The following is an 11,622-nucleotide window of genomic DNA, read 5'->3' on the forward strand; positions in this document are numbered from 1 at the left end:
GGAATCATAAGTTGACTATGCTGGTCAGTTTCTCTCCTGTCGACGAGAGTAGGTAAGCTGACCAAGGGAGTCAAATTACGACGCGGGGCGACAGCGAGAGAGGGTGAGGGCCTTGGCCGGCGCGGTGCCCGCGGAATCCCGGCTGCGCGCTGACGCCAGGCGCAATTCCGAGCAGATCCGCTCTGCCGCGATCGGCGCCTTCCAGGGGCGGGGCCTGACGGTCCCGCTGGAGGAGGTCGCCAAGGCAGCAGGGGTGAGCAAGGCCACGATCTTCAACCGGTTCGGCGGTCGGATCGGCCTCATCGAGGCCGTCATCGAAGAGGTCGTCGCGACGGAACTGTTCGCCGTCATCGACCACACGCGGACCATCGACGACATCGGCGAGCGGGTCGCCTACTACTTCACCGCGCTTCGCGACCTCCAGTACCGCCAGCCCGCCGTCAACGACGTCCTGCTGCAGACATATCCGCACTCGCGGCAGCTCATGGAGATCTGCCGGGCCGGGAGCGAGGCCAACGACGAACTCATCGCGGCGGCGCGGGCCGCCGGTGCGCTGCGGCCCGAGTTCACGGCCGGCGACCTCCACGCACTCGTCGTCGACAACGCCCTCGCCCTCAAGCACGGCGAACGGCCACCCCGGGACGCCTACGACCGCCGCACCACTTACCTCCTGGACGGAATCCGCGGGCGCCCGTCCGCTTCCGACCGGGGATGACAGCGCCCCCGGGTCGCGGATGGATGATCCACAGGAAACGCCCTAGTGGAGCGCGTTGATCATGTCGGTGGCCATGGGGCCACTGGAGGCCGGGTTCTGGCCGGTGAACAGGTTCCCATCACGCACGTTGTACGGCTCGAAGGCCGGGCCGCCTTCGTGCTTCGCGCCCCACTCGCGCAGGCGGCTGGCGAGCAACCACGGAGCCCCCTCGGCAGTGCCGAACAGGCGTTCCTCCTCGTCGGTGAACGCGGTCATCCGGCGATGCGCGAAGCGCCAGCGTCCCTCGGAGTCGATGGCGCTGAGCAGAGCCGCCGGTCCGTGGCAGACCGCGCCGATGATCATGCCCGCCTCATCGGCCCGGACAAGCAGGCGGCCCAGGTCGGCATCCTGGTGCAGGTCGACGACGGGCCCGTGTCCGCCCGGGAGCACGACCGCGGCGTAGTCACCGATGTCGACCCGGTCCAGCGACAGCGGTGGCCCGAACTCGCGCAGTGCGGTCGCGGCGTGATCCACGTAGCGTGCGCAGTCGGCTCCGGCGATGTCGGGGTCGGCGCTGTGCTGGTCCAGTGGCTGTTGCACTCCGCCCGGTGCGGCGAAGTCGACCGCGTAGCCAGCGTTGACGAACGTCTCGTGCGGGGCGGCGAGCTCCTCGGCCCAGTAGCCGGTCGGGTAGGGCAAACCGTCGGTGCGGACCCAGGTGTCGGCGGCGGACATGACGATCAGGATCTTGCTCATGGCAGATCTCCTCGGGGATCGGGGCGCGGTTGTGTCTTGCTTTCGATCCTGGCTGTTGACAAGCCGGTGTGGTGGCTCATCTCGCGCCCTGTGCGGACGCGGACCGGCGGACCTAGGACGCAGCGGCCCACCCACGACCGAGGAACGATCGGCGACAATGACCGCATGCCTCAAACCAACCGTGAACTCGCGGATTTCCTGCGGCGAGCCCGCAGCCTCGGCGACCCCTCACGGGCCGGACTTCCGGCCGACGGCCGCGTGCGGCGCGTGCCCGGCCTGCGCCGCGAGGAAGTCGCACTGCTCGCCGGGATCTCGACCGACTACTACGCGCGCCTCGAACAAGGACGACGCATCGTGCCCGCCCCGGCCGTGGTGGAGGCCATCGGCCACGCCCTCAACCTCGACGCCGCGGGCCGCGAACATCTTCGGACCCTCATCGGTCACTCCGCCTCACCCGGCCGGCGGGGCACGCGGGGGGTCCAGCGGGTTCGCCCGGGCCTGCACCAGTTGCTCGACGCAATCGACGAGCCTGCTCTGATCCTCGGCCGCCGTACCGACGTACTGGCCAGCAACCGGATGGCCAAGGCGCTGTTCACCGACTTCGACCGGCTCCCCGCCGTGGAGCGCAACTACGCACGATGGATGTTCCTCGACGACAACGCGCGATCGCTGTTCGCCGACTGGGAGGTCCACGCCCGCACCACGGTCGAGACCCTGCGCCTGGACAGCGGCAACGACCCCGACGACCAGGCAACGACCGCGCTGGTGGCCGAGCTGCGCGAACGCAGTCACGAGTTCCGCCGGTGGTGGGACGAGCACCGGGTCCACCAGCGCACCCACGGGTCGAAGCACCTGCGCCACCCCCTCGTCGGCGAGCTCACCGTCGACTACGAAACCCTCGTCCTGCCCGGCGACCCCGACACCTCACTGTTCCTCTACACCACAGAACCCGGCTCACCCTCACGGAACGCCCTGAACCTGCTCGCCAGCTGGGAGCTATCCGACACCTCCACTCCCCGTTCCCCACGGCCATGAACGCGCAGCCACCACCCACCGAGCTACACAAGCCGAAATCACCAATGCACCGTCTGTTCAGTCTCAGGACATCTGACACCGTCTCGACGCGCCATCGGAGGTCCGTGCCGTGGTCGCGGTCGCGCTACCGTACTGCGCGGGTCGGGGCGCAGACGATAAGTGGTGGCTCCGATCGCTAGCATCATCGGTGATGGACGCTACGGATCTGGCCTGGTTCGACGCGACCGATCTGGCGCGCCTGATCGCCGCCGGTGAGGTCACCTCGGTCGAGGTCGTGCAGGCCCATCTGGACCGCATCGACGCGGTCGGCCATCGGGTCAACGCGTTCGTCACGGTGCTGGGTGAGCAGGCCCTGGCCGCCGCCGCTCGGCCGCGGACCGGACCGCTGGGTGGCGTGCCGTTCACGATCAAGGACTCGTTCGACACCGAGGGCGTGCGGACCACCCGAGGATCGTCGTTGTTCGCCGAGCACGTGCCGGTGGCCGACGCCACCGCCGTGGCACGGCTGCGGGCCGCGGGCGGAATCCCGCTGGCGAAAACCAACCTGCCGGAGATGTCGTACTGGACCGAGACCGACAACCTGATCGTCGGCCGGTCGCTCAACCCCTACGACCCCGAACGCACCCCGGGTGGATCCAGCGGTGGCGAGTCCGCGGCCATCGCGGCGGGCCTGTCGCCGATCGGCCTGGGCAGTGATGTCGCGATCTCCGTACGCGGACCGGCCCACGACACCGGCATCGCCTCGATCAAACCCACACACGGGCGGGTGCCGTGCACCGGTCACTTCCCGGGTTCCCTGCGGCGATGGTGGCACGTCGGCCCGATGGCGCGCAGCGTGCGTGACCTGCGCCTGGCGTTGTCCCTGCTGGAAGGGCCCGACGGGCTGGACCCCTATGCCGTCGCCCTGCCCGCCGCCCGGCCCGGCGGGACCGCCCGGATCGGCTGGACCACCGACGCGTTCGGCCCGATCGACCCAGAGGTGGCCGGCACGGTGGCCTCGGCAGCCACCGCCCTGTCCGACCTCGGTCTCCAGGTCGAGCAGGTCGGCATCCCGTGGCTTGCCGAGCATGACTGCACGCGGATTTCGGGGACGCTGTTCACCGCCGAGGTGCTGCCGTACCTGCGCGGCATCACGGCCGGCCGGGAGGCCGAGTTGCATCCGGTGATCGCGCGCACGCTTCAGGCACCCGAGGTCACGATCGCCGACTACCTCGCCGCCGAGGGCGAGGTGGAACAACTGAGGTCGGTGTTCGCGCAATGGTTCCAAACCTACGATGTGCTCGTCTGCCCGGTCGTGACGATTCCGGCGCCGCCGCATGCGCGATCCAGCTACGTGATCGACGGGGAGAAAGCACCGGCCCGCAACGTCATGCGGGCGACGGTGCCCTTCAACCTCACCGGCCTGCCCGCGGTTTCGCTGCCGTTCGGGACGACCGCCAGCGGCCTGCCCATCGGTGTCCAACTCGTCGGCAACTGGTGGGCCGACAGCGACCTGCTCGCACTAGCCGAACGACTCGAGTCGGTCAGCCCGGTCCGCGACCGTCGCCCCCCGCTCCAGCCGTAGCCTGCCCGTCCCGTCTGGCTGGCCCGTAGTTAGCCCTGTTCTCCCAGCCAAGGGTCTTCACCAATGGGAACCGGAAGCGCTCCGGGCGCGGGTCTGGTGGTCGCGAAGAGCAGCCTCACGCAATTCCGCGCACAAACCTAAATTCGAGGCGCGTGGTCGGCTCGCCGCTGCCAGAACCGACAGCGGCCGTCCCGGCGTCCGGAACTCCATGCTCGGCCTGGTCATCCGGTTATCCACACTGTTCAGCAAGTCCGGACGCAGGATGTCAGGCCGATTCCGGTTCCGGGACGAAGGCGGGTAGTGCGTCGATGCTGTGGCGCACGGCCTCGGCACCCTAGGTGAACATCTACCGCGCGGAGAGGTGGCGTGGATCGCGTCGCCGAGCAGCGTGACCGGACCTGGCACCCAGCGCTGGCGGGGCTCGACCACGCGGATGGACAGGAGGGTGCTGTTGTCCGGGTCGGACTGCTCGATGAGCGCCTGCAAGTCCGGGCGCCAGTTCCTCGGCCGCCTCCTTCGGCGGGGTGCGGAAACGCATCGCGCACGGACGGCGGAGCCGACCCCGTCCACCCCGACGAGCACGCCGGCGGTGGCCGGGTCGCCGTGGGCGAACCGGGCTTCGACCCTGCCGTCGGCCAGCACGGCGTAGCCGGTCAGCGTGGCCCCGGTGCGCACAGGGAGTCCGGTCAGCAACAGGTGCCGGAGTCCGCATAAGCCTCCCGGCAGGTCCGGAAGAGCTCGGGATGGTCGGGCAGGGGCCCGATCATCCAGGCCAGCAGGACGGTGGACGTGGTGCTGGAGTTGGTTGCCAACGCATCCCTCAAGCAAGCCTTGAAACCTTCCCGGTGGGAATATTTGCTCACCGGGAAAGTTTTGCTAGGCTGCTGCTGTGGCGGACGAACAGACGTTGGGACTGCGGGAACGCAAGAAGCTCCATACCCGCAAGGCGTTGAGCGATGCGGCGCTGGAGCTGGTCTTCGAGCGTGGTCTGGACAACGTGCGCAGGGAGGACATCGCCGCGCGCGTGGGCGTGTCAGTCCGGACGTTCAACAACTACTTCGCGAGCAAGTACGAGGCACTGGCCTACCGTCAGGTTGAGCGTATGCGGCGCAGCGTCGCGCTGTTGCGGGCGCGCCCGGTGGACGAGCCGTTGTGGGCGGCGATCACGAAGGCGATCCTGGAGCCGCTGGAGGCTGACGGTGGCACGGACGCGACGCCGAGCCGGACTCAGCTGGCGGAAGTGCGCAAACTGCTGGCCTCACCGGAGATGCAGGCCGAGATGTCGAAAGGGGTGTTCGGCCCCGAGGGTGAGCTGGTCGCGGTGATCGCCGAGCGCACCGGCACCGACCCGGAACGGGACTTGTATCCCCGGTTGGTGGCCACCGCGATCGGCGCCGCCTGGCAGGCTGCCTCCGATGTGTATTTGCGCGCCGACCCGCCGGTTCCCATTGTCTCGTTGTTGCGCCGCGCGTTGAGCGAGATCACTGCTGGATTGCCCGATCCGTCGGCCGGCAAACGCTGAAGACCATATCGACAAACGAAGGGGTTGATGTGGCATGCCCGAAAAACCTGCCGACGTGGTGATTTCCGGTGGCGGACCGAATGGACTCATGCTCGCCGGTGAGCTCGGCCTGGCCGGGATGCGCCCGATCGTGCTCGAGAAACTGCCCCAGCCCAGCGACGAGCCGCGCGCGAACGGGATCGTGGGACAAGTCGTGCGCCTGCTCGACATTCGGGGGCTGTATCACGAATTCGGCGGTCCCCCGGGCCCTCCACGGCCTGCGCCGGCCTTCTATTTCGGCGGGATGCCGGTGTCGTTCGCAACATTGGACACCAATCCGGTCCATACCCTGTTGATTTCGCAGCCCAAGCTCGTGCGCCAGTTGGAGAAACGAGCACGCGGACTCAGTGTGGACATCAGATGGGGTCACGAACTGACCGGCCTGACCCAGCACGACGACCACGTCGTGGTCACCGTGGCCGGGCCCGAAGGGCCGTATGAGATCACCACGAACTTTCTGGTGGGCGCCGACGGCGGCAAGAGCCTGGTCCGCAAGGAAACCGGCATCGCGTTCCCCGGCACGACAACGACCCGGGCCGTCACGCGGATCGCCCACGTGAGCCTGCCCGAGAAGCTGCGAACCGAGGACGGTGGCCTCGACGTGCCGGGCGCCGGGCGCCTCCAGTTCGGGTTCAACCGCGTGGAGCGCGGCGTGTTCACCTACGCCGAACTCGAGCCCGGACGGCCGATGATCGCGACCACAGAATACGGCGGAGAGCCCGCGGATGAGGACATCCCCCTGACGCTCCAGGAATTGCGGGACAGCGTCCGGCGGGTGCTCGGTGCCGACCTCCCGATCGATCCACCGCGCGGCCCCGGCCCCCATGCGCTGCGACGCCTCGACGGCCAGAACACCAGGCAGGCCGAGCGCTACCGCGAGGGCACGGTGTTTCTCGTCGGCGACGCCGCACACGTCCACTCGGCCATGGGCGGTCCCGGGCTCAATCTCGGCCTGCAGGACGCGGCGAACCTCGGCTGGAAACTCGCCGCGCACCTCAACGGCTGGGCACCACCGGGCTTGCTCGACACCTACCACACCGAACGCCATCCGGTCGGACAGCGCGTCATGATGCACACCCTCGCCCAAGGCGCGTTGATGGCACCCGGGGCCGAAGTGACCGCGCTCCGGCAACTGTTCGGCGAACTCGTCGGGTTACCCGACAACGTCGCACACATCGCGCACCTGCTCGCCGGATCCGATGTCCGGTACGACACCGGCGACACCCACCCACTGTCCGGGCGCATGGTCCCCGACCTGACCATCCACACCAGCCACGGCCGGCAACGAACCGCTGAACTCCTGCACCAGGGACGGCCGGTGCTGCTCGACCTCACCGACAGCGCGAACCTGACGGAGATCACACACGGGTGGGCCGACAGAGTCGACACGGTGCCCGCAGCATGCTCCGACGCACCGGCCGACGCGCTGCTCATCCGCCCCGACGGCTACGTCACCTGGGCCACCAACAGCCTGCAGCACACCGAACCAGCCCAGCTCGAACAAGCATTGACACGATGGTTCGGCCCCGCCCACTAGATTCTGGGTCGCCCACGCCGGAAACGTTAAAACTCAAGCTGGTTCCCCAGGCTCGAACATCCCGAACCGGGTTGCCCTCTTTCGGGTGTTCTGCGCTCGAACAGGTGTCGTCTCGCCGTGAGGTGCTACCCCAGTAGGGCTGTAGTACTCCTGGCGGGAGCCGGGGAAAGGGGAAGGAGCGGCCGTGGCTGATGGACTGGTGGTGCCACCGCGGCAGGGGCGCAAGCTTCGGACGAGCGCGCAGGAGGTGACATTCAAGGTCACCGGACACGAGTCGCGGTTTGCCTCCAGTTTCGAGGTGGTGGTGCCGCCGGGGTTCGATGTTGGTGCGCACGTGCACAGTGAGAGCGAGGAGCTGTTCTACGTGCTCGACGGCGAGCTGGAGTTGCTGGCCTTCGAACCCGTCGAGCGGACTGCGGGCAATTGGCAGGAGTGGCGCAGCAGCACCGGCCAACGTACGTTCCGCGCGGGGCCGGGCAGCTTGGTGTTCGTGCCCCCGGGGTGTCCGCACGCCTTCGCCAACCGCAGCCACACGGAGGCCAGGATGTTCTTCCAGAGCTCGCCGCCGTCGCGGCACGAGCGATACTTCGAGGAACTGGTGGACATCCTCTCCGGGCAGGGTGCCGCCGACACCGAGGCTGTTGAGGAGTTGCGCAGGCGCTACGACATCGAGCAGCTCACCCCACTGCGTTTCTCGCCTACCACGTGACCGGAATTTCGACCAGGCCCCTTACTAGCGACCTGGACAACCACGGTAGCTGTTCGGCAGGCACCGCGAGACGCAGCTCGGGCAATCGCTGCACCAGCGTGGACAGCAGGACCTGAGCTTCCATCCGGGCCAGGCCCGGCCCCATGCAGTAATGGGGGCCGTGCCCGAAGGCCAGGTGCGGCACCTCGGGGCGGTCGAAGTCGACCTGCTCCGGGTTCGGGTAGACGGTGGAATCCCAGTTCGCGGTCACGTAGGAGACGTAGACGACCTCACCGGATCTGATCAGCACGCCGCCGACCTCGACGTCCTCGGTGGCGATCCGGGGTTGCCCGACACCGCTCTTGTGCGGGACGAAACGCAGCAACTCTTCCACCGCGCGCGGCAGCACCTCGGGCTCGGTCCGCAACCTCGCCCACAAGTGCGGGCGGGTCAGCAGGGTGTAGACCATCGTGGAGGTGTTGGTCCGTACCGTGTGCCCACCGTTGAACTGCATCAGGCTCACCAGCGCCAGCAACTCCTCCTCCACGAGGGCCCCGTCGTCAACGGCGGCGACCAGCACGCTGATCAAGTCCTCACACGGTCGTTCACGCCGCTGTCGAGCCAGGCCACGGAAGTACTCACCCGCCTGAGCCTTGATTGCCTGCGCGCGATCGGCGGCCTCCTGGTCGGCTGCCACCGACAACAACGTTTCCGCCCACGAGGACATTTGCGGCCAGTCGGAGGCGGGCACACCCAGCACGGTGCCGATCATCATCGTCGGGAAAGGGTGCAGGACTTGCCGCACCAGCTCACCTGGTCGCCCTCCAGCCACCAGGGCGTCGACCAGGTTGTGCGCGGTCCGCTGCGCGAGCGGCCGCAGCCGCTCCACACCGGCCTGGGAGAAGGGCTTGGCGACCACTTTGCGAACCCTGGCATGCTCGGGTGGGTCGGAATAGCTGACCGCACGGTCGAGTGGGACGAAGTGCTTGGTCATCTTCGGCACCGGCCGGCCGGGGACGGCGGCCCGGCTGAACCGGGGATCGGAGGTGACGAACTTGACGTCGTGGTATCGCGTTACCAGCCACGCCTCACCCTCGCCGTAGGGCAACCGGATCCTGGCCACCGGCTCGTTGCGCAACAGGTCGTCCAGCACCGGGTCGAACGCCAGGCCGACGATGTCCTGTGGCTCGTAGTAGTGCACGGAGCGCTGTCGGGTCATGACCGTCCTTCCAAAACGGACAGATGGGAATCGGGGATCACCGTGTGGCGTTCACGGGCTGAGTCGGACCGCCACGCGCCGAGCGCCATCTCGGCCGTGATCCCGGGCCCGAAGCCGGCGATCACGCCGCGAGCCGAGTGTCGCGGAGGTTCCTGGCTGCACAGCCGGTAGAACGCGTCGAGTACCACGGCACTCGCGATGTTGCCGTACTCGGTCAGCGTGGCCCGGCTGTGCCGGAAGCACTCGGGCGCCACGTCGAGGTATTTGCACAAGTCGTCGAGAATGCGTGGACCACCCGCGTGCACGATGTAGAAATCCAGGTTCGAGACGTCCCAGCGGTGCTCGTCCACCACATCGCGCAGGACCGGCGCCAGTGGCTCCATCGTGCCCGGCACCCGCTTGTCGAGCCGGAAGTGGAACCCACTGGCCTTCACCGCGTACGAGATCCAGCGCTCGGTGTCCGGAATCAGGTGGGAAGCGTTGCGCTCCAAGCGCATGCCACAGCCGCCTTCGCCGCGCACCACGGCGGCCGCGACCGCGTCGCCGAAGAGACCGTCGGACAGAAGCGAGCCGACATCCAGGTCTTCGGGCTGGTAGCACAGCGAGCAGAACTCGCAGGCCACGATGAGCACGTTGCGGTCGGGGTGGGCAGTGCAGAAATCGTGTGCCCGGTTGATCGCCGCCCCTCCTGCCGCGCAACCAAGCTGCGCGATCGGCAACTGCCGCGTGCTGCTACCGAAACCGAGGGAATTGATCAGCCACGCGGTCATCGACGGCATCATGAACCCCGTACACGACACGTACACGATCATGTCAACCTCGTCCGGGCGCAGACCCGCGTTGGCCAACGCGCGCTCCACGACCACCGGCACAAGCCGTTTCGCCTGCTTCTCGTAGACCAGGTTCCGCTGCTCGAAGCCATCGTGGCGCATGGTTTCGCCGATTGGCCGGACGAGGTGCCGAGTCCGCACCCCGGTGTTCTCGACCAGCCGCAACACCAACGGCAGGTCAGGGTGTCTGGAATGCATCCTGCGAGTGAGGGTGAGGGTCTCCTCCAACGTGATGACGTACTCGGGGACCACAACCGCGGGCTGGCAGAGAACGGCCATCCCGATCCTCCTTATTGATGCCGCAGTAAAAGTTGCGCCGTCGCGGCGACCTGCGGTTGTTGTTGGTGTTATGTGCTGGGGTCAGGGTGGGCGGTTCCAGTGAGGAGGGGGCCGAACCGGCGGGCGCCGTCCAGTACCGACCGAACACAACGCATGATCAATCCTTTACCGTCGAGGTTGGACACCACACAACATCGAGTGCCCTGCCTGTGCTGGCCTATCCCCGCACGCTCGCACTTCACTCGTGTTGGTGTGGCCTGGCCACGGTCGTGGGATGCCTACTGGGGACAGCGTCGCGTGGCGTGACCCCGACCGCCGGGTGTGGACCGTCGAAGGCCGGATTAGAGCGGTTAACACCATGGGTGACGCTGCCTCTGCGTTGTCGAGCGGCATGATCGCCTGGCCGAACAGGGTGGCGTGATGCGGGCGGCCAATCGGATCGACTGGTCCCGGGCAGTGAACGTCCGGACAACCAGCTGCGCCCACGTTCGGACCTATCGCCGGAGATATGACGAAGCGCATCGGGGCGCAACACGCTTCTTGCCGAGTTGAGCGGGTTGCGCGGCGGCTCTGCCGTGGGTTGGCGTCCGGGCCCGGGAGGGCGCCGCGCTGAGCGGGTGGATGTGTTGGGCGGTGTGCATGATGGTGTGGTGCGCAGGCGGGTGTTGATCGGACTTACGATGGTCGTCACCATCGTGGCGGTCGTCTTCGGTGGCGCCTTCGCCTTCCAACGCAAGCTCATCTACCTGCCTTCGGGCGGGCCGCTGCCGGATGCGGCCGAGATTCTGCCCGGCGGGCGGGACGTCACCCTTGTCACCGGCGACGGCTTGCGGCTGGCGGCCTGGTACTCCCCCGTCGACGGCGCGCGGGCCACCGTGCTGGTCGCCCCGGGCAACGCGGGAAACCGGTCTCTCCGGGCTCCGCTCGCGCACGCGCTCAACGCGCGTGGGCTGTCGGTGCTGCTGCTCGACTATCGCGGCTACGGCGGCAATACCGGAGACCCGACCGAGTCCGGGCTCGCGCTGGACGTCCGTGCCGCCCGTGAGTTCCTCGTACGCGACGCGGAAGTGCCGCCGCAGCGGTTGCTGTACTTCGGCGAGAGCCTCGGCGCGGCGGTGGTCGCCGAACTGGCCACCGAACACCCCCCGGCCGGGCTGGTCCTGCGTTCGCCGTTCGTCGACCTCGCCTCCGTCGGCCGGCGACACTACCCGTTCCTCCCGGTGCGCTGGCTGCTGCTGGACACGTTTCCGGCCGCGGAGCACGTGTCACGGACAAGAGCACCGGTCACGGTCGTGTACGGCGCTGCCGATTCGATCGTCCCACCCGAGCAGAGCCGCGCGGTGGCAGCGGCGGCACACGGGCGGACGGTCGAGGTGCCCGGGGCCGACCACAACGACCCGGTGCTGCTGGACGGCCCGGAACTCATCGACGCCATCATCGAACTGGCGGGTCCGTAGAA

At 68.1% G+C, this 11,622-nt stretch carries 11 protein-coding genes; 7 read left to right on the forward strand and 4 right to left on the reverse strand.

What is annotated here, in order from left to right; translation table 11 throughout:
- Positions 1 to 103: 103 nt before the first annotated feature.
- Entirely contained in the window at positions 104 to 715 is a 612-nt protein-coding gene (locus FXO23_RS11125) for a TetR/AcrR family transcriptional regulator (protein WP_246257128.1), read from the forward strand.
- 42 nt (positions 716 to 757) lie between these two features.
- Here FXO23_RS11125 and FXO23_RS11130 read toward each other — a convergent pair whose 3' ends face one another.
- Positions 758 to 1,450: a type 1 glutamine amidotransferase domain-containing protein gene (locus FXO23_RS11130; RefSeq protein ID WP_158883685.1), complete on the reverse strand. Its 693-nt coding sequence runs from the start codon at positions 1,448 to 1,450 to the stop codon at positions 758 to 760.
- Between the two features lie 165 nt (positions 1,451 to 1,615).
- On the opposite strand from FXO23_RS11130, the gene FXO23_RS11135 reads away from it, so the two are divergent.
- Both FXO23_RS11135 and FXO23_RS11140 read left to right on the forward strand, forming a co-directional pair.
- Positions 1,616 to 2,485 carry a helix-turn-helix transcriptional regulator gene (locus FXO23_RS11135; RefSeq protein WP_158883687.1) on the forward strand — a complete coding sequence of 290 codons (870 nt, stop codon included), beginning with the start codon at positions 1,616 to 1,618 and terminating at the stop codon, positions 2,483 to 2,485.
- Between the two features lie 190 nt (positions 2,486 to 2,675).
- Positions 2,676 to 4,049 (forward strand): amidase, encoded by a 1,374-nt coding sequence (locus FXO23_RS11140; RefSeq protein ID WP_158883689.1) that lies wholly within the window; start codon positions 2,676 to 2,678, stop codon positions 4,047 to 4,049.
- A 686-nt stretch (positions 4,050 to 4,735) separates the two neighbouring features.
- Here the strand turns inward: FXO23_RS11140 and FXO23_RS52230 are convergent.
- Positions 4,736 to 4,861, reverse strand: a complete 126-nt coding sequence (locus FXO23_RS52230; RefSeq protein WP_281356508.1) for a hypothetical protein — start codon at positions 4,859 to 4,861, stop codon at positions 4,736 to 4,738.
- A gap of 77 nt (positions 4,862 to 4,938) precedes the next feature.
- Between FXO23_RS52230 and FXO23_RS11145 the strand changes: the two genes are divergently transcribed.
- The 3 genes from FXO23_RS11145 (at position 4,939) to FXO23_RS11155 (ending at position 7,856) form a co-directional block, all read left to right on the forward strand.
- The gene (locus FXO23_RS11145; protein ID WP_246257130.1) at positions 4,939 to 5,571 is read left to right on the forward strand and encodes a TetR/AcrR family transcriptional regulator; all 633 of its coding nucleotides are present in this window, start codon (positions 4,939 to 4,941) and stop codon (positions 5,569 to 5,571) included.
- 34 nt (positions 5,572 to 5,605) lie between these two features.
- The gene (locus tag FXO23_RS11150) at positions 5,606 to 7,147 is read left to right on the forward strand and encodes an FAD-dependent monooxygenase (RefSeq protein ID WP_158883691.1); all 1,542 of its coding nucleotides are present in this window, start codon (positions 5,606 to 5,608) and stop codon (positions 7,145 to 7,147) included.
- A 184-nt stretch (positions 7,148 to 7,331) separates the two neighbouring features.
- Complete coding sequence (locus FXO23_RS11155; RefSeq protein WP_158883693.1) at positions 7,332 to 7,856, forward strand: cupin domain-containing protein; 525 nt, start codon at positions 7,332 to 7,334, stop codon at positions 7,854 to 7,856.
- Here the strand turns inward: FXO23_RS11155 and FXO23_RS11160 are convergent.
- Both FXO23_RS11160 and FXO23_RS11165 read right to left on the reverse strand, forming a co-directional pair.
- A complete protein-coding gene (locus tag FXO23_RS11160; protein WP_158883695.1) occupies positions 7,846 to 9,054 on the reverse strand; it encodes a cytochrome P450 in 1,209 nt (402 codons plus the stop codon). The two genes, FXO23_RS11155 and FXO23_RS11160, sit on opposite strands and share 11 nt — an antisense overlap.
- Positions 9,051 to 10,112, reverse strand: coding sequence for a type III polyketide synthase (locus FXO23_RS11165; protein ID WP_281356509.1), 1,062 nt, complete (start codon positions 10,110 to 10,112; stop codon positions 9,051 to 9,053). Before FXO23_RS11165 ends, FXO23_RS11160 begins: the two co-directional genes overlap by 4 nt.
- A gap of 698 nt (positions 10,113 to 10,810) precedes the next feature.
- Between FXO23_RS11165 and FXO23_RS11170 the strand changes: the two genes are divergently transcribed.
- On the forward strand, positions 10,811 to 11,620 hold the full coding sequence (locus tag FXO23_RS11170) for an alpha/beta hydrolase (protein WP_343034474.1): 810 nt from the start codon (positions 10,811 to 10,813) through the stop codon (positions 11,618 to 11,620).
- Positions 11,621 to 11,622: the final 2 nt, after the last annotated feature.

This window comes from Amycolatopsis anabasis (assembly GCF_009765355.1).
Lineage (GTDB): Bacteria > Actinomycetota > Actinomycetes > Mycobacteriales > Pseudonocardiaceae > Amycolatopsis > Amycolatopsis anabasis.